The sequence below is a fragment of the Saccharothrix mutabilis subsp. mutabilis genome, from assembly GCF_039521145.1.
In the GTDB taxonomy this organism is placed as follows: domain Bacteria; phylum Actinomycetota; class Actinomycetes; order Mycobacteriales; family Pseudonocardiaceae; genus Actinosynnema; species Actinosynnema mutabilis.
This window is the reverse complement of record NZ_BAAABU010000002.1, coordinates 713,431-730,349: the sequence shown is the minus strand read 5'-3', so window position 1 is coordinate 730,349 and position 16,919 is coordinate 713,431. Positions and strand designations below refer to the sequence as shown.

General features: G+C 72.7%; 19 protein-coding genes and 1 pseudogene. 12 read left to right on the top strand and 8 right to left on the bottom strand.

Going from position 1 to position 16,919, the window contains the following annotated elements:
- Positions 1 to 259 precede the first annotated feature (259 nt).
- The 4 genes from ABD126_RS07305 to ABD126_RS07290 are packed head-to-tail and all read left to right on the top strand — an operon-like array spanning position 260 to position 5,329.
- Complete coding sequence (locus ABD126_RS07305; protein WP_343932865.1) at positions 260 to 3,547, top strand: nitrate- and nitrite sensing domain-containing protein; 3,288 nt, start codon at positions 260 to 262, stop codon at positions 3,545 to 3,547.
- Entirely contained in the window at positions 3,544 to 3,963 is a 420-nt protein-coding gene (locus ABD126_RS07300) for a roadblock/LC7 domain-containing protein (protein WP_189221129.1), read from the top strand. Before ABD126_RS07305 ends, ABD126_RS07300 begins: the two co-directional genes overlap by 4 nt.
- 30 nt (positions 3,964 to 3,993) lie before the next feature.
- Positions 3,994 to 4,743, top strand: coding sequence for a DUF742 domain-containing protein (locus tag ABD126_RS07295; protein ID WP_343932864.1), 750 nt, complete (start codon positions 3,994 to 3,996; stop codon positions 4,741 to 4,743).
- Positions 4,724 to 5,329: a GTP-binding protein gene (locus ABD126_RS07290; protein ID WP_033432210.1), complete on the top strand. Its 606-nt coding sequence runs from the start codon at positions 4,724 to 4,726 to the stop codon at positions 5,327 to 5,329. The genes ABD126_RS07295 and ABD126_RS07290 overlap by 20 nt, the downstream gene beginning before the upstream one ends.
- A gap of 60 nt (positions 5,330 to 5,389) precedes the next feature.
- Here ABD126_RS07290 and ABD126_RS07285 read toward each other — a convergent pair whose 3' ends face one another.
- From ABD126_RS07285 to ABD126_RS07275, 3 genes are all read right to left on the bottom strand, one after another.
- Positions 5,390 to 5,584 (bottom strand): hypothetical protein, encoded by a 195-nt coding sequence (locus ABD126_RS07285; protein ID WP_343932862.1) that lies wholly within the window; start codon positions 5,582 to 5,584, stop codon positions 5,390 to 5,392.
- 230 nt (positions 5,585 to 5,814) lie between these two features.
- A complete protein-coding gene (locus tag ABD126_RS07280) occupies positions 5,815 to 6,138 on the bottom strand; it encodes a hypothetical protein (protein ID WP_343932861.1) in 324 nt (107 codons plus the stop codon).
- 283 nt (positions 6,139 to 6,421) lie between these two features.
- Positions 6,422 to 8,665, bottom strand: coding sequence for a helicase-associated domain-containing protein (locus ABD126_RS07275; protein ID WP_343932860.1), 2,244 nt, complete (start codon positions 8,663 to 8,665; stop codon positions 6,422 to 6,424).
- 84 nt (positions 8,666 to 8,749) lie between these two features.
- Here ABD126_RS07275 and ABD126_RS07270 point away from each other — a divergent pair, with 84 nt between their 5' ends.
- The 4 genes and pseudogenes from ABD126_RS07270 (at position 8,750) to ABD126_RS07255 (ending at position 11,962) form a co-directional block, all read left to right on the top strand.
- Positions 8,750 to 8,935 (top strand): hypothetical protein, encoded by a 186-nt coding sequence (locus ABD126_RS07270; protein WP_343932859.1) that lies wholly within the window; start codon positions 8,750 to 8,752, stop codon positions 8,933 to 8,935.
- 262 nt (positions 8,936 to 9,197) lie between these two features.
- Positions 9,198 to 10,586 carry an NAD-dependent malic enzyme gene (locus ABD126_RS07265; RefSeq protein ID WP_343932858.1) on the top strand — a complete coding sequence of 463 codons (1,389 nt, stop codon included), beginning with the start codon at positions 9,198 to 9,200 and terminating at the stop codon, positions 10,584 to 10,586.
- Between the two features lie 10 nt (positions 10,587 to 10,596).
- Positions 10,597 to 11,070 (top strand): cyclic pyranopterin monophosphate synthase MoaC, encoded by a 474-nt coding sequence (moaC, locus tag ABD126_RS07260; RefSeq protein ID WP_343932857.1) that lies wholly within the window; start codon positions 10,597 to 10,599, stop codon positions 11,068 to 11,070.
- Positions 11,067 to 11,962 (top strand): annotated as a pseudogene (locus tag ABD126_RS07255) (molybdenum cofactor biosynthesis protein MoaE). Before moaC ends, ABD126_RS07255 begins: the two are co-directional and overlap by 4 nt.
- A 61-nt stretch (positions 11,963 to 12,023) precedes the next feature.
- Here the strand turns inward: ABD126_RS07255 and ABD126_RS07250 are convergent.
- On the bottom strand, positions 12,024 to 12,410 hold the full coding sequence (locus tag ABD126_RS07250; protein WP_343932965.1) for a cold-shock protein: 387 nt from the start codon (positions 12,408 to 12,410) through the stop codon (positions 12,024 to 12,026).
- Between the two features lie 125 nt (positions 12,411 to 12,535).
- Between ABD126_RS07250 and ABD126_RS07245 the strand changes: the two genes are divergently transcribed.
- Entirely contained in the window at positions 12,536 to 12,727 is a 192-nt protein-coding gene (locus ABD126_RS07245) for a hypothetical protein (protein ID WP_343932856.1), read from the top strand.
- On the opposite strand, the gene ABD126_RS07240 is transcribed toward ABD126_RS07245, so the two are convergent.
- The gene (locus ABD126_RS07240; protein WP_343932855.1) at positions 12,693 to 13,331 is read right to left on the bottom strand and encodes an HAD family hydrolase; all 639 of its coding nucleotides are present in this window, start codon (positions 13,329 to 13,331) and stop codon (positions 12,693 to 12,695) included. The genes ABD126_RS07245 and ABD126_RS07240 overlap by 35 nt on opposite strands.
- A 53-nt stretch (positions 13,332 to 13,384) precedes the next feature.
- On the opposite strand from ABD126_RS07240, the gene ABD126_RS07235 reads away from it, so the two are divergent.
- Positions 13,385 to 13,924, top strand: a complete 540-nt coding sequence (locus ABD126_RS07235; RefSeq protein WP_343932854.1) for a TetR/AcrR family transcriptional regulator — start codon at positions 13,385 to 13,387, stop codon at positions 13,922 to 13,924.
- 25 nt (positions 13,925 to 13,949) lie between these two features.
- Entirely contained in the window at positions 13,950 to 14,321 is a 372-nt protein-coding gene (locus tag ABD126_RS07230; protein WP_343932853.1) for a YccF domain-containing protein, read from the top strand.
- Here the strand turns inward: ABD126_RS07230 and ABD126_RS07225 are convergent.
- Positions 14,305 to 15,099, bottom strand: coding sequence for a metallophosphoesterase (locus ABD126_RS07225; RefSeq protein ID WP_343932852.1), 795 nt, complete (start codon positions 15,097 to 15,099; stop codon positions 14,305 to 14,307). The two genes, ABD126_RS07230 and ABD126_RS07225, sit on opposite strands and share 17 nt — an antisense overlap.
- Positions 15,100 to 15,254: 155 nt before the next feature.
- Here ABD126_RS07225 and ABD126_RS07220 point away from each other — a divergent pair, with 155 nt between their 5' ends.
- Entirely contained in the window at positions 15,255 to 15,632 is a 378-nt protein-coding gene (locus tag ABD126_RS07220) for a hypothetical protein (RefSeq protein ID WP_343932851.1), read from the top strand.
- On the opposite strand, the gene ABD126_RS07215 is transcribed toward ABD126_RS07220, so the two are convergent.
- Both ABD126_RS07215 and ABD126_RS07210 read right to left on the bottom strand, forming a co-directional pair.
- Positions 15,629 to 16,423: an HAD-IIA family hydrolase gene (locus ABD126_RS07215; protein ID WP_380567291.1), complete on the bottom strand. Its 795-nt coding sequence runs from the start codon at positions 16,421 to 16,423 to the stop codon at positions 15,629 to 15,631. The genes ABD126_RS07220 and ABD126_RS07215 overlap by 4 nt on opposite strands.
- An 18-nt stretch (positions 16,424 to 16,441) precedes the next feature.
- On the bottom strand, positions 16,442 to 16,894 hold the full coding sequence (locus ABD126_RS07210; protein WP_343932849.1) for a MarR family winged helix-turn-helix transcriptional regulator: 453 nt from the start codon (positions 16,892 to 16,894) through the stop codon (positions 16,442 to 16,444).
- Positions 16,895 to 16,919 lie beyond the last annotated feature (25 nt).

Genomic DNA, 16,919 nt, shown 5'->3' with positions numbered 1-16,919 from the left:
ACAAGGTCCAAGTGGACCTTCGTGTCCCCGCGCAGGGCGGGGTGCCTAGCCGGCGCAACCGCCCCTGTGCTGCAATTCGGCCCGTTTTGCGAGTCCATGCTTCGGTCCGTGGGGAGAGGCCGGGGAACACTGCTGCCGGAAGAGGAAGCCCAGGGTGGCCCGACGAGAGAGAGGTCCCAGCCAGTCAGGCGTGGGGATTCCACCACGCTCCGATAGCCCCGGAACGGGTGACGGACTGGCTGCGTTGCGTGATGGAACTGTGACCGAATCAACGGGCGCTGGGCCGAGCACCGACGTGCGGAAGAAGGACGCCGCCACCGCGGCGGGCTGGCGGCTGCGCAACTGGAAGCTGCCCACCAAGCTGGCCGCCGTGCTGCTCATCCCGACCGTCGCGGCGCTCGCGCTGGGCGGTCTGCGGGTGCAGGCCGACCTGGGCGACGCGACCGAGTTCAACCGGTTGGCCAACGAGATCCAGCTGGAAGCGGCGGTCGCCGACCTGGTCCAGCAGCTCCAGCGCGAACGCGACCTGAGCGCGAGCCACGTCGCCTCGGGCAAGTCGCTGGACCGCGTCGTGCTCGACCGGCAGCTGCGCCGCGTCAACGACACCTCCGACGCGCTCAAGACCAAGATCACCGAACTGAGCGGCGACCTCGACGACGACGTGGTCGCCCGGTTCCGCCGCGCCTCCGAGCAGCTGACCCGGCTCAACAGCCTGCGCAACGCCGTCCGGGACACCGCGTACCCGTCCGACGCCGTGCTGCGCACCTACTCCGAGTCCGTGGAAAGCCTCCTGGACCTCGGTGAACAGGCCATCGCCGGGATCAACAACCCGGAACTGGTGCGGCTGCACCTGGCCACCAACGCGATCGCCCGCGTCAAGGAGCAGGAGTCGCGCAAGCGCGGCATCATGCTCGACGTGTTCCAGCGGGGGAACTTCGGCCCCGGCCAGGAACGCGCGCTGCTCGCCGCCAACGCCGAGCTGGACGCGGCCCGCAACGACTTCCGCAAGTCCGCGACGCCCGAGCAGGCCAAGATCTACGACGACACCGTCACCGGCCTGATCGTCGACACCGCGAACGACATGCAGGAGTCGGCGCTGAACCTGGCCGCCGCCGGCAAGGGCCTGGGCTCGCTGCGCCCGGAGAAGTGGGACATCGCGTCCACGCTGACCGTGAACCTCACCCGGGACGTCGAGAACCTGCTGCTCGAACAGCTGCAGAACCGCACCGACGAGCTGACCGGCGAGGCCCGCACCGCGGCGCTCTACGACTCGATCATCGTCCTCGGCGCGCTGCTGCTGGCGATCGTGATGGCCCTGTTCGTGGCCCGCTCGATCCTCAACCCGCTGCGCACCCTGCGCCGCACCGCGCTCGACGTCGCCGACCACGGCCTGCCGGACGCGGTCGCGCACATCCTCAAGGACCCGAACCCGCAGGAAGCCGCCAAGACGGCCATCGCGCCGGTGCCCATCACGACCCGCGAAGAGGTCGGCCAGGTGGCCCGGGCGTTCGACGCGGTGCACGGCGAAGCGGTCCGGCTGGCCGCCGAGCAGGCGCTGCTGCGCGACAACGTCAACGCGATGTTCGTCAACCTGTCCCGCCGCTCGCAGGCCCTGGTCGAGCGCCAGCTGAACCTCATCGACCGGCTGGAGCAGGACGAGCAGGACCCCGACCAGCTCGCCTCGCTGTTCGAGCTGGACCACCTCGCGACCCGCATGCGGCGCAACTCCGAGAACCTGCTGGTCCTCTCCGGCACGGACCTGTCCCGCCGGCTGACCCGCCCGGTCCCGGCCGCCGAGGTGCTGGGCGCCGCGGTGTCCGAGGTCGAGCAGTACGCCCGCGTGCAGGTCGGCCAGACCCCGGAGCTCACCGTCCAGGGCCGCGCGGTCAACGACCTCGTGCACCTCATCGCCGAGCTGCTGGACAACGCGACCGCGTTCTCCGACCCGGTGACGAAGGTGACCGTGCGCACGGCCCGCACCCGCAAGGGCGAGCTGGCCATCGAGATCCAGGACCGCGGCGTCGGCATGGCCGAGCAGGAGATCGCCGACGCCAACGAGCGCCTCGCCGACCCGCCCGAGGTCGACGTCGCCGTGTCCCGCCGCATGGGCCTGTACGTGGTCGCGCGGCTGGCCAAGCGGCACGACATCAAGGTCCGGCTGCGCGCCAACGAGGACATCGAGGGCGGCACCACCGCGCTCGTCGTGGTCCCCGACACCCTGGTGTCCTCGCCCGGCGCCGCCGCCGCGGCCCCGACCGTGTCGGCGTTCGGCGAACCCCCGGTGTCCGCCTTCGGCGAGCCCCTCGGCGCCGGTTCGGGCTACACGCACCCGGCGGAGCGGGCCAGCGGCATCGCCGGCGCGTTCACCGCGAGCACGCCGCGCGTCGAGGACGAGCCGGCCTTCCCGGTCAGCTTCGTCCAGGGCGAGGGCGAACCGGACGCGGCGGGCCTGCCGACCTTCGGCGAGGCCCCGGCCGAGACCTCCGGCGAGATCTCCCAGCCGTGGCTGCCGATGGCCGACGAGCACACCACGCGCGACGTCGACAACGAGCCGTCCGGCACCTTCGGCGAGCCCACGCTGTTCACCGCCTACTCCGACCGCCACGAGGAAGACGACGCCGACCAGCACGGGTTCGAGACCACCCAGTTCGCCCCGGCCATCGAGAGCCGCCTCGCGGGCGAACCGCTGGTCGACGCGTTCGCCGACCACGCGGAGTCGGCCCACGCGGAGTCGGCCCACGCGGAGTCGGCCCAGATGGGGTCTGTCCAGCCGGAGCCGGCCCAGGTGGAGCCCGCGCAGCGCAACGGCTCGACGCCGCACGCGCCCAGCCGGGACGACCTGGACGCCCCGACCGAGCGGCTGCCGATCTACGAGGCGGTCCTCTCCCAGTGGTTCCAGGCCGTGGGCAGCGAGACCAACGCGGCCACCGCGCAGGACGTCCCGCCGGCCCCGGAGCGCGCCGTGGAGGCTCCGGAACCGCCGTCGGCCGCCCTGCCGACCCGCAAGCCCCAGCCCGTGCCCCCGGTCGCCCCGACCACGGAAGGCGGCCCGGCGCACCCGCCGGTCGCCCCCCGCGAGGTCGACCAGGGCCGGCCGTTCACCGAGGGCGGACTGCCCAAGCGGCAGCCCGGCTCGGCCGACCACCTGCCCAAGCGCGCCGCGGAGGTGCCCCGCGTGACCGAGCCCGAGCCGGTCGTCGAGCCCGAGCCCGCCGCGGCGTCCGCCGAGTCGGTGTGGCAGTCGCCCGCCGACGAGGGCTGGCAGGCCGCCCAGGCCCTGCTCAGCAAGGCCCCCGAGACCACGACACAGGCAGGGTTGCCCAAGCGGGTGCCCAAGGCTCAGCTTGTGCCGGGATCCGCCGCACCGAGGACCACCCCGTCCGCGGAGCGGCAACCGCAGCAGCGGCCCCCGCTGCCCCCACGGAGCGCTGACGCGATCCGTGGACGCATGTCGAGTCTTCAGCAGGGCGTCCGTCGAGGGCGACACGCGTTGATCGACGCTTACGCTGGTGACATGTCGAGCCGGCAAGACGAGGAGCAGGAGTGACGACCGCAGCTCAGCCAGGCAGCTTTGGTTGGCTTATCACCGACTTCGTGCGCCGGGTTCCCGGTGTGGCACATTCCGTGGTCGTGTCGGCGGACGGGCTGCTGCTCGCCGGCTCCCAGGGACTCCCCCGGGACCGCGCCGAACAGCTCTCCGCCGTCGCGTCCGGACTGGTCAGCCTCACGGCCGGCGCGGCGCGGTGCTTCGAGGCCGGTGCCGTCAACCAGACCGTGGTCGAGATGGAGCGGGGGTACCTGTTCCTGATGTCCATCAGCGACGGCTCGTGCCTCGCCGTCCTCGCGGCCCCGAACTGTGACATCGGTCTCGTGGCCTACGAGATGACCCTCCTGGTCGAGCGCGTCGGCCAGCAGCTCACCCCGGAGCTGCGCGCGCAGCTCCAGGGCGTGGTTCGGCGGTAGTCCTCATGAGATCGTGGGGGTGAGCGGTAAATGGCTGAACGATCTGGCGCCGGCGGACGCCGCTTCGGTAGGAACTTCAACTACCAGGAGTGGGCTGTCGGTGGCTTCCGATTCGCTGAGCCGGATGCCGACCCCGCAGAGGACGAGGAAGCCGAGCACGCATCCAACCCGTGGACCGGTCGGACGGCCGAACCGCCACGGGGAGAAGGCACAGGGCAGGGGCTAGGCGATATGTCTCAGCGTGAGGTTGACGACTCGTCGTACGACTACGACGACGTTCCCAACCGGTTCGACATCGACGGGTACGGCAGCGGCCTGTTCGGAGGTCCGGGGGCCGACCTGTTCGGCGCCCACGGCCTGCCCGACAGCGTGCCGGAACAACTGCCCTACACGACCGGACCGCAGCCGGTCGTGCGACACGAGGAGGACCCCGCGGCCGAGTCCGGCTCGCTGGTCCGCCCGTACACCCGGACCGGCGGTCGCACGCGGCCGGACTACGACCTCGCCATCGAGGCGCTGGTGTCCACCAGCGAGCGGGGCATGGAGCGGGACGCGGCCGTGCTGCCGGAGCACCGGTCCATCTGCGGCCTGTGCACCGACACCCGCTCGGTGGCGGAGGTCGCCGCGCACCTGCGGCTCCCGCTGGGCGTGGTGCGGGTGTTGATCGGTGACATGGCGAGCATGGGTTTGGTTTTGATTCACCAGGGTGGCTTGGTCGTGGGGGACCGGCCGTCCATTGAATTCCTTGAGAGGGTGCTCAGTGGGCTTCGCAGGCTCTAGCCCCAACGCGGCCGAAGGCGCTCGCAAGCCGACGACTTCCGCGAAGATCGTGGTCGCCGGTGGTTTCGGTGTGGGCAAGACGACGTTCGTCGGTTCCGTGTCGGAGATCGTTCCGCTGACCACCGAAGCGGTGATGACGGAGGCCAGCGCGGGGGTCGACGACCTGTCGGCGACGCCGAACAAGGTCACGACGACCGTGGCGATGGACTTCGGCCGGGTGTCGTTGGACCAGGACCTGATCCTGTACCTGTTCGGTACGCCGGGTCAGCACCGGTTCTGGTTCATGTGGGACGACCTGGTGCGGGGTGCGATCGGGGCGATCGTGCTGGTGGACACGCGGCGGTTGGCGGACGCGTTCGCGTCGATCGACTTCTTCGACGACCGGCAGCTGCCGTACGTGGTGGGGGTGAACTGCTTCGACGGTTTGCTGCACCACCGGATCGAGGACGTGCGCGAGGCGCTCACGATCGACCAGTCCGTGCCGATAGTGACTTGTGACGCGCGGAACCGGCAGTCGACGAAGCAGACGTTGATCACGCTGGTGGAGCACGCGATGCGCCAGTGGATGTCGGTGCGCGCGGGCTGACCGCCCGGCTCGACTTCGGGGGCGGCTCCGGCACGGGGCCGCCCTTCGCGCTGCCCGGCGTCAGGCGGTGACCGCGCCGCGGCCGGGTTCGGTGTGCGGCAGCCCGCGCTTCTCGCGCGACCGCGCCGGGCGGAAGCCCACGATGACGGCCTGGGTGCGGTTGTGGGCGTCTTCCCGCACGTGCTCCACGTCCCGCCCGGCGGCTCGGTCGCGTCGCGCCTTGTCGGCCTTCACGTCCTTCCAGGATCGAGCCATCGGTCAGTCCTTCCCCTTGCGCTCGGCCAGGTGTTCGTCGAACCGCCGGGGCCGCCTTTGGCGCTGCCCGGCGTCAGGCGGTGACCGTGCCGCGTCGGATTCGCTGTGCGCAGCCCGCGCTTCTCGCGCGACCACGCTGGCCCGAAGCCCCGAACCGGTTGTCAGCACGGTGAAGGGCGGCCTCCGGGCCGGGGAGGCCGCCCTTCACGCTGCTTCAACCCTGGGAGCGGTCAGTCCACCCACACCCAGATCCAGTCGTCGTCCGAGTAGTGGTGGTCGTGGTGGTGGTGGTGGTCGTCCCAGCCGTCGTCGTCATCCCAGTGGTCGTCGTCGTACCAGTCGCTGTCGTGGTGATGACCACCCCACCAACCGTGGTGGTGGTGGTCACAGTCGTTGGACAGGCCGGCGTCGCCGAAGACGATGCTGTTGGTGACAGAGTTCGTGCAGTCCTCGTGTCGGTCGACCACCGGGGACGCCGTGGCCGTCGCCGTGGACAGGATCACCGCGCCCGCCGCCGTCGCCGCCGCCAGCAGGACCCTTCGGATGATGGACATGCGCCACTCCTCCCGAGATTGGTTCGTGCTCAGTGCGAGCCCTTTCGACGCTAGGTCACCGTGGCGGCACCGGCGGGTGGTCACGGCTACCCGTACGGGCATAACGCTGGGTGGCGCGACGGCCCGCGCCGGGAGGTCTCGTCGTGGGAGACCGCCCGGGCGGGACCGGCGAGCGGGGTGACGCCCGCCCCTGGTGCGGCCCTGTGTCGGACGTTCTTGCCGCACCAAAGAAGGTAAAAGACCGCCGGAACCCCGTGGGGTGTTCAAACTCCCCGTTCGGGCATCACGCAGGGTCGTCCTCGACCAGAGCGGCCGAAGTGATGCGGTGCAACGGAAAACGCCGGACCTCGCCGTAGCTGACGTCCACGCCCTCCAGCACGCCGCCGCCGACGACCTGCGGCTTGATCACCCGCCGCGCCGCGGTGCCGTGCCCGTCCACGAAGTCCACGAGCACGCCGCGCCCCTCCCGGGCGGCCCGCTGCAACAGGTCCAGCGTCGCCGACGGGCCCGCGCCCAGGTGGCCCGGCACCGCGACGCGCGCCCCGCCCGTGGTCGCCGCCGCCCGGTCGCCGGCGCGCACCAGCCGCACCAGCTCGCCCAGCTGCTCGTCCGACGGCACCGACGGCACGGCCACGCGCCGCCTGCCCTTGCCCGGGATCCGCCGCCCCGCCGCGCGCAGGTCCAGCACCCGCCCGTCCGGCCCCTCGGCGGCGGGCGCGAACCCGGCGGCCCGCAGGCCGTCCACGACCTCCGCCAGCGGCAACGGGCTGACCAGCACCGTCGGCGCGATGCGGCGCAGCTCCAGCCGTTCCGCCGCCGGGTGCGCGACCACCTCGGCGACCAGCACGGGGTCGTCGCAGCGCAGGAACGACCCGGCCGCCCCGCCGCGCAGCCGCCCGTGCTTGCGGGCGGTGTCGTCGATCAGGTAGGTCAGCGACTGCGGCACCGGCGTCTTCGACTTGGCCCGGAACAGCTCGTGCAGCTCGGCGGCGGTCTTCCCGGCGTCGAACGCCCGCCGCACCGAACCCTCGTGCACCCGGTACACGGTCGCGCCGCCGGCCGACTCGACGTCCGCGACCAGCGCGACGTCCTCCGCCAGCTCCGGCTCCAACCGCCCCGGCGCGACGACCGTCAGGTCCGCCTGCACCAGCACGTGGTCCACCGGCGGGGGCAGGGCGTCGCCCAGCCGCTTCGCCGCCGGACCGGACCCCTCGGACAGCAGCGTCCGGCCCTGCGCGGTCAACGCGCCCAGCGCCAGCACGCCCACCGCCGTGCCCTCGTCCACCGCCCACCGCACCAGCTCGTCCCGCAGCCGCCCGCCGCGCCGGGGCGCGCGCCACGCCAGCACGGCGGCCAGCTCGGCCACGTCCGGCACGGCCGTGCCCGGCGGCAGGGCCGCGAGGGCGTCCAGGATCCGCCGCCGGTCCCGCGGCGCGCCCGGCCGGTTCAGCTCGGGCGCCAACGGGTTGAGCAGCCGGTCGCGGTCGTCGCGCTGCCCGATGAGCCCCGGCAGCCGGGGCAGGTCCAGCCACGCCTGCGCGAGCGCCGCCCACCGGTGCTCCGGCGCGGCGGTCAGCCACGAGTCGGCCTGCGTCGTCGGCACCCACTCCGGGTCGGTGCCCTCGCTGTCGGCCACCAGCCCGGCGTTGACCACCAGCTCCACCAGCAGCGCGGCCCGCCGCTCGTCCACGTCCAGGTCCTTGGCGACCCGCCGCAGCTCCCGCACGCCCACGCCGCCGGACCGCAGCACGGCGGGCGGCTCCTCCGACCACAGCCCGAGCAGCCCCTCGACGTGCCGGCACAGCTCCAGCGCCGCACCGCCACCCGTGCTGTCCACGGTGGCGGGCACGCGCTCGACGGTCGTCAACGGCGGCTCGGAGGTCTGGACGTCACCCAGCGGGCGGTCCCCGCGCACCTTGAGACCGATCTCACGCGGCAACTCGACGGTCAACGCGTCCCGCCGCACCAACAGGCCCCTGGCCAGCAGTTTCTGGATCGGCGTCGTGGCGTTGGCCAGCGACACGACGTGCGCGGCGTCCTTCGTCTGCCCCACCGGCGGCCCGGCCGCCAACGCCCCCAGCACCCGCCGCTCGTCCTCGCCCAGCACCCCGAGATCGGCCTCGGCGAGCGACGGCACGGACCGCCCCAGCCCGCACGGGAACGGGTTGACCGCGTCCCGCGTGGCGGGCGGCGTGGACAGCGCGGAGGGCTCGCCCCACACCAGCGCCCGGTCCCGCAACAGCCGCACGGTCGGCCGGACGTCCACGTCGAACAACGCCGCGAGCTGGTCGAACGCGACGGGGTGCAGGTCGGCGTCCAGCACCAGCAGCGCTTCCAGGACGCTCAACGCCAACGTGTCGAGGTCCTCGCAGGCCCGCGAGACCGACGCCCGCGACCCGATCCGGGTGGCGAGCACGGTGACGTCGGCCGGCGGTGGCGTGGCCAGGTCGGGCCGGGCGCGCAGCAGCGCCACGAGCGCGGAGTCGTCCTGCGCGCGCAGCCAGTCGGCGAGTGTGGTGCCGGACATCCCCACCACGGTATAGGGCCGCGCGCGCACGGGGAGCGGTGAGGCACACTTGTCCACGACCAGCAGCACCCCCGAGGAGGAACCGTGGCCAAGGCCCGCCCCGAGCGCATCGACCCGAACTGGCCGGAGCCGCCCGCGGACGGCAAGTACGCGGTGAGCGAACTGGCCAGCGACGTGCAGGGCGCCCTGTCCCCGTTCGGCAAGGTCACCTTCCCGCTCCCGGTGGAAGACCTGGGCTACCACCACCCGACCACCGAGATCAACCGCTGAGGCGCCGGCCCGCGAACCGCTCGGGAACGCCGCGCACCGCACGCGCGAGCCGCTCGGGAACGCCGCGCACCGCACGGGCGAGCCGCTCGGGAACGCCGCGCACCGCACGGGCGAGCCGCCGACCACCGGCTCCGGCCGCGCCCGCGCGGCGTTCCCCGCGCGTGGAGTCTCCCGGCCGGAGCGGGTCGAGCCGCAAGAGTTTCGTTAATCCGGTCGGACTACGCTGAACCCTCCGCTGAGCAGTGCTGTTCTGGGAGGTTCGATGCCGGTCCCCGGCCCTGGTTACTCGATCACCGTCCGCCTGGAGGCGCCGCCGTCGGCGAGCGCGGCGGGGGACCTGACCTCGGCCGTCGGGCGCGCCGGCGGGGTCATCACCGCGTTCGACGTCGTCGAGTCGCACAACGACCGCGTCATCATCGACCTCACCTGCAACGCGCTGTCGGCCAACCACGCCAAGGACATCACCGACACCCTCGGGCTGCTGCCCGGCATCGTGGTCCGCAAGGTGTCCGACCGGACGTTCCTGGTCCACCTCGGCGGCAAGATCGAGATCTCCTCCAAGGTCCCGCTGCGCAACCGCGACGACCTCTCCCGCGCCTACACCCCCGGCGTCGCCCGCGTCTGCCAGGCGATCGCCGAGAACCCCGACGACGCCCGCCGCCTGACCATCAAGCGCAACACGGTCGCCGTCGTCACCGACGGGTCCGCGGTGCTGGGCCTGGGCAACCTCGGCCCGGCCGCCGCGCTGCCGGTCATGGAGGGCAAGGCCGCCCTGTTCAAGAAGTTCGCCGGCGTCGACGCGTGGCCGGTGTGCCTGGACACCCAGGACACCGAGGAGATCATCCGCGCGGTCGAGCTGATCGCCCCCGTCTACGGCGGCATCAACCTGGAGGACATCGCCGCGCCGCGCTGCTTCGAGATCGAGGCCCGGCTGCGGGAGAAGCTCGACATCCCGGTCTTCCACGACGACCAGCACGGCACTGCCATCGTTGTCGTCGGGGCGCTGCGCAACGCGCTGCGCGTGGTCGGCAAGAAGCTGTCCGACTGCAAGGTCGTGGTCTGCGGCGTCGGCGCGGCCGGGTCCGCGATCATCCGCCTGCTGCTCAAGCAGGAGCCGGGCGACATCGTCGCGGTCGACGTGGACGGCATCGTGCACCGCGACCGGCCGGGACTGGACGACAACCTGAAGTCCATCGCGGCCGTCACCAACAAGGACAGCACGTCCGGCCGCCTGCACGACGCCCTGGTCGGCGCGGACGTGTTCATCGGCGTGTCCGCCCCGAACCTGTTCGGCGCGGAGCAGGTCGCGACGATGAACTCCGACGCCATCGTGTTCGCGCTGGCCAACCCGGACCCGGAGATCGACCCGATGGAGGCGCAGAAGCACGCCGCCGTCGTCGCCACCGGCCGCAGCGACTTCCCCAACCAGATCAACAACGTCCTGGCGTTCCCGGGCGTCTTCCGGGGGCTGCTGGACGCGCACGCCCGCACCATCACCGACGCGATGCTGCTGGCCGCCGCGACCGCCATCGCGGACGTGGTCGACGGGGAGAAGCTGAACGCCTCGTTCATCGTGCCGAGCGTGTTCGACGCGTCCGTGGCGCCCGCCGTCGCCGAAGCCGTCCGGAAGGCGGCGGTCGAACAGGCCTAGCATCGGCCGCATGACCAAGCAGTTCACCCACCTGGACTCCAGCGGCGCGGCGCACATGGTGGACGTCTCCGGCAAGGAGCCGACCACCCGCACGGCGGTCGCCTCCGGTGTCCTGCGCACGACCGACGAGGTGGTGGCGCTGTTGGGCGGCGACGCCCTGCCCAAGGGCGACGCGCTGGCCACCGCGCGCATCGCGGGCATCATGGCGGCCAAGCGGACGTGGGAGCTGGTGCCGCTGTGCCACCCCATCGCGCTGTCCAAGGTGTCCGTGGACCTGAGCCTGGGCGACGCGGCGGTGCACATCACGGCCACCGTGCGCACCACCGACCGGACCGGCGTGGAGATGGAGGCCCTGACGGCGGTGTCCGTCGCCGGGCTGACCCTGCACGACATGGTCAAGTCGGTGGACCCGGCGGCGACGCTGGACGCGGTGCGGGTGGAGCGCAAGGAAGGCGGCAAGACCGGCCTGTGGGAGCGCCCGTGAGGACCGCGCGCGTGGTGACCGCGTCCAACCGGGCCTCCGCCGGGGTCTACGCGGACCGGGGCGGGCCGATCATCGTGGCGTGGCTGCGCGAACGCGGCTTCGAGACGCCCGACGCCACCGTGGTGCCCGACGGCGAGCCGGTGGCCGACGCCCTGCGCGCGGCCGTCGCCGCGGGCGCGTCGGTGGTCGTGACGACCGGCGGCACGGGCATCAGCCCCACCGACCGGACCCCGGAGGCGACTCGGTCCGTGCTGGACTTCGAGGTGCCCGGTGTGGCGGACGCCATCCGCATGTCAGGCTGGCCCCGCGTGCCCACGGCCGTGCTGTCGCGCGGCGTGGCCGGCGTCGCCGGGCGGACGTTCGTGGTGAACCTGCCCGGCTCGACCGGCGGGGTGCGCGACGGGTTGGACGTGCTCGGCACGCTGCTGGAGCACGCGGTGGACCAGGTGGCCGGAGGTGACCACGCATGACCGAGGTGCTGCGGGCGACCGTCAGCGACCAGCCGCTGTCGGTGGAGGAGCACGCGAAGCTGGTGGAGAACGCGGGCGCGGGCGCGGTCGTGACGTTCTCCGGCGTGGTCCGCGACCACGACCACGGCCGGACCGTGCGCGAGCTGGAGTACGTGGGGCACCCGACCGCAGGGGACGTGGTGGCCGGGGTCGTCGCCGACGTGGTCGCGAAGTTCGAGGGCGTGCGCGCGGTGGCTGTGTCGCACCGGGTGGGCGAGCTGCGGATCGGGGACGTGGCGCTGGCGTGCGCCGTGTCGGCGGAGCACCGGGGCGAGGCGTTCGCGGTGTGCTCCGAGCTGGTCGACGAGGTGAAGCGGCGGCTGCCGGTGTGGAAGCGGCAGGTGTTCGCCGACGGCACCGACGAGTGGGTCAACTGCCCCTGAGCAGCACGAAAAGGGGCGTTGTGCACGAGCACAACGCCCCTTGCGCGTTCATAGAGCGTCTTTACGGGTCCAGCTCCCGCGCCACCGCGCGGACCACGTCGGCGATCAGCTTGGTGTTCTTGCGGTCGGGGTAGCGCCCCCGCCGCAGCTCCGGCTGCACCTTCAGCTCCAGCAGCTTGATCATGTCCTCGACCAGGCCGTGCAGCTCCTCCGCGGGGCGCCGCCGGGCCTCGGCCACCGAGGGCGTCGGGTCGATCAGGCGCACCGACAGGGCCTGCGGGCCGCGCCGGCCCTCGGCCATGCCGAACTCGATGCGCTGTCCGGCCTTGAGGCCCTCGACGCCCGGGGGCAGCGCGGACTTCCGCACGTACACGTCCTCGCCCCCGTCTTGGGTGACGAAGCCGAAGCCCTTCTCCGAGTCGTACCACTTGACCTTGCCGGTCGGCACCGCGCTCACCAATCCTCGATCAACCACACGACGAACGCGCCCCAGGCGTGCCCGAGGCGCGTCCCACCAGACTATCCAGAACACCACCGCCGGGGCACCTCCGATCGCGCGACTACGCTCACCCCATGCCGACCTCGAAGCTGATGCCGCTGGCAGTGGCGCTGTTCGCGCTGGGTGTCGTGGCGATCGTCGCGATGTTCGTGGCGGGCGAGCCCGGGTTGCCGGGCTGGGTGTTCGCGGCGGGCTGGCTGCTCGCGCCCGCCGGGCTCGCGCTCGGCGTGTTCAGCGCGGTGCGGAGCTCCCGCTCCCGAGGCTGACGGCGTTCACGCGCAGCCAGTCCGGGAACTCCGCCAGCGAGGCGAGGACGACGTCCGCGCCCTCGTCCACCAGCTCCTGCCGCGTGCAGGGCCCGCTGACCACGCCCACCGCCGTCGCTCCCGCGGCCTTGGCGCCCCGCATGTCGCCGACGTGGTCGCCCACGTAGACCGCGGCCCGGTGCAGCTTGAGCGCCTCCGCCTTGCCCGCCGCCCACAGCTCGCCGAACAGGTGGTCCACCTCCCAGCCGAAGGCGGCCAGGTGCAGCGCGGCGTTGGCCCGGTACTTGCCGGTCACGACCATCGTCGTGCCGCCCAGCTCCCGCACGGCGGCAAGCGCTTGCGCCGCGCCGGGCAGGGCGACCGTGGCGGGGATGACGATCTCCGGGTACAGCGCCCGGAACCGCGCGACCAGCGCCGGGACCTCGTCCTCGGGCACGCCGAAGGCGCGGTAGACCATGTCCAGGGGCGGCCCGAGGTTGGCCGCGAAGTGCTCGCCGTCCAGCGCGTGCCCGGACTCGGCGCCGACGGCGTTCATGACCGCCGCCATGCCGGGTCGGGGATCGATGAGCGTCATGTCGAGGTCGAACCCCACGGTCAACGGCACACCTGGAACTCTACGGTCTTTACAAAATCCGGCTTTGTGTAAAGCTTTTCGCCGTGACCGACCTCACCCGGGCGCTGCTGGACGCGGCGGCGGACCTGCTCGCGGCACACGGCTCGCGCGGCCTGCGGATGGTGGACGTCGCGACCCGGGCGGGCGTGAGCAGGCAGACCGTCTACAACGAGTTCGGCAACAAGGAGACCCTGGTCCGGGCGGTGGCCCTGGACAAGACGGGCCAGTTCCTGGCCGGCGTGCACGACCGCCTGACCGCCGCGGCCGACCCGCTGGAGGGCCTGCGCGCCGCTGTGGAGTTCGTCCTCGACCAGGCGGCCCGCGACCCGTTGCCCCACTCCGTCTTCAGCGGCGCGAACGCGGAGGACATGCTCCCGTTCATCACCACCCGCGGCCACGAGATCCTCAGCGCGGCGGCCGAGGTGTTCGCGGCGCACGTGGCCGCGCACTGGCCGCACGTCCCCGAGGACCACCGGGCCCTGGTCGCCCAGACCACCGTGCGGCTGGTGGTCAGCCACCTGTTGACGCCGTCGGGCGACGCGCCGGCGATGGTCGTGGCGGTGACCCGGGCGCTGCTCGCCTGACCGCCGGCTCGGGCAGGATGGTGGGGTGCGGATCATCCTGAACCTGATCTGGCTGGTGCTCAGCGGCTTCTGGCTGGCGATCGGGTACGTCCTGACCGGGATCGTGTGCTGCCTGCTGATCATCACCATCCCGTGGGGGCTGGCGGCGTTCCGGATCGCCAACTACGCGCTCTGGCCGTTCGGGCGGCAGGTGGTGGACCGGGCCGACGCGGGCGCGCCGTCGCTGCTCGGCAACGTCATCTGGATCGTCGTCGCCGGGATCTGGCTGGCCATCGGGCACGTGGTGACCGGGGTACTGCTCTGCGTCACGATCATCGGCATCCCGCTCGGCGTCGCGAACTTCAAGATGGTGCCCGTGTCGCTGATGCCGCTGGGCAAGGTCATCGTCCCGGCGTAGCCGAGTCCAGGCGGACCACCAGGCACGGGCCGCCGCTGTAGAGGCCCGCGTCCACGGCCAGCACGCGGTCGTCGGCGTAGCGCAGCGGGCCGTCGATCTCCTCCGGCGACACGCCGAGCTGGTCGGCGATCACGCTGTGCCCGTGGACGACCTCGCGCCCGCCCAGCACCTCCAGCAGCTCGGCGGCGACGTCACCGCCCTCCGGGCCGCGGAACGCGTAGCGGGTGGTCATCTTGCGCCAGCACTCCCACCACGCCTCCAGGTCCGAGCCCTCCAGGACCTCCCGCACGGCCGCGTTGACCTGCTCGATCGTGGTGCCCCACTCCAGGTACGCGAGCGTGTCGGAGTGCATCAGCAGGTGCTCGTCGACCAGGCGCAGCACCGGCCGGCCCGTCAGCCAGTCGATGTGCCGGTCGGTCAGCCGGTCCTGGTCGCTGCGCAGCCCGCCGTTGAGCAGCCAGCTGCGGGCGAAGCTGCGCGGGGTGGGGGCGTTGGGCACGTGGGTGTCGCCGAAGCGGTGCATGCCCAGGAGCAGGATCTCGTGGTTGCCGATGAGGGCGTCGACGCGGCCCTCGGACTGCTCGGACAGCTTCATCACGAACTCGATGACCCCGATGCCGTCGGGCCCGCGGTCGACGAAGTCGCCCAGGAACCACAGCTCCGCGTCGCCGCCGGTCCAGTCGCCGCCGGCGTCCACGAGCCGCTGGGCGTGCAGGGCGCGGGTCAGCTCGGCGAGGTGCCCGTGCACGTCCCCGACGACGAAGAGCGGTCTGTCCACATCAGCGACGATAGGCGACGTCCCGGTGCGACGCGTAGGAGTGGATCACCGCGGGGCCGGATGCGGACGTCCCGCTGGGCCGTGCGGCCTCCCCCACCGGGGTGAAGTCCGCGCGTTCCGCGTGACGGAACCCGCCCGTGGGCATTCTCACCGGCATGAGGGAGCACCTGGAACGCGTCGCGGTCGTGCTGGACGAGGTCATGGCGGAGACCGCCGCGACCGGGGCGCTGACGCCGTGGGAGCACGTCGACTGGCTGCGGCTGCACGCCGACCTGCTGGACCGCCTCGGCGCGGCGGCCGGCCCGGCCAGCGCGGTGTCCGGGCGCGGCGAACTGGTCCGCGACCAGGCCGAACGGCTCGCGGACCGGCTCAACGGACTGCCCGGCGCCGACCTGCCCAACGGGCGCCACGGCACCGTGAGCGCGTTCGGCGGGCGGCCGGCGCTCGTGCGGGTCACCGCCGGCGACGAGCCGTTCGAGCGCCTGGTCGTCGCCGGCGACCTGGACGTGGTCCGGGTCGAGCCCGAGGCCTAGTCCTCGTCGGGGAACGGGTTCGCCGAGTGGCCGACCAGCTCGGCGATCGACTTCACCACCCGCGTCGGCCGGTACGGGTACCGCTCCGCCGTGGAGTCCGCCGAGATGCCGGTCAGCACGAGGATGGTCCGCAGCCCCGCCTCCAGGCCGGACCGCACGTCGGTGTCCATCCGGTCGCCGATCATCAGCGTGTTCGCCGAGTGCGCGCCCAGCGCCCGCAGCGCCGACCGCATCATCAACGGGTTGGGCTTGCCCACGTAGTACGGCTCGCGCCCGGTCGCCCGCTCGATCAGCGCCGCGATGGACCCGGTCGCGGGCAGCGAGCCCTCGCGGGACGGGCCGGTCGCGTCCGGGTTGGTGGCGATGAACTTCGCGCCCTCCTCGACCAGGCGGATCGCCTTGGTGATGGCGGTGAAGCTGTAGGTGCGGGTCTCGCCGAGGACGACGTAGTCCGGGTCGCGGTCGGTGAGCACGTACCCGATCTCGTGCAGCGCCGTGGTCAGGCCCGCCTCGCCGATGACGAACGCCGACCCGCCGGGCCGCTGCGAGTCCAGGAACCGCGCGGTGGCCAGCGCGGAGGTCCAGATCGCCGTCTCCGGCACCTCCAGCCCGGTGCGGGCCAGGCGGGCCCGCAGGTCGCGCGGCGTGTAGATCGAGTTGTTCGTGAGCACGAGGAACGGGATGCCGTTCGCGGTCAGCTCCGCCACGAACTCGCTCGACCCGGGGATCGGGTGCTCCTCGTGCACGAGCACGCCGTCCATGTCCATCAGGTAGTTCCACTGCTCGGCCATGCGGGTCATGCTGCCGGCTCAGACGTCGACGACGCGCCTGCGGAACGTTTCGATCAGCACCCGGTGGTAGCGGTCGAGGACCTCGCGCTCGTCCGGTGTGAACTGCGCGAGAACTTCGCGCAACGTCTCGCGCGCGCCCTCGAACAGCCCGGCGTCGGCGACGACCACCTCGACCAGCACCTTGCGCCGGTCGTGCGGGTCGCGCACGCGGCGCACGTACCCGGCCTTCTCCAGCCGGTCGATCACGCCGGTGACCGCTCCGGTGGAGAGCCCGGACAGCTCGGCGATGCGGCCCGCGGTGACCGGTCCCTCGGCGCGAACGGCCAGGTCCAGGCACTTCTCGTCGGTCGGCGACAGGCCCATCCGCTCGGCCAGGCGGGTGTGGAACAGGACGGTGAGGGCGCTGGACTCCCGCGCGTACCCGGCGAACCGCTCCAGCACGTCCGCGGGCGGGTCCTGCTCGCTCGTCATGTCAAGCAATTTAGCCGCCGGCCGG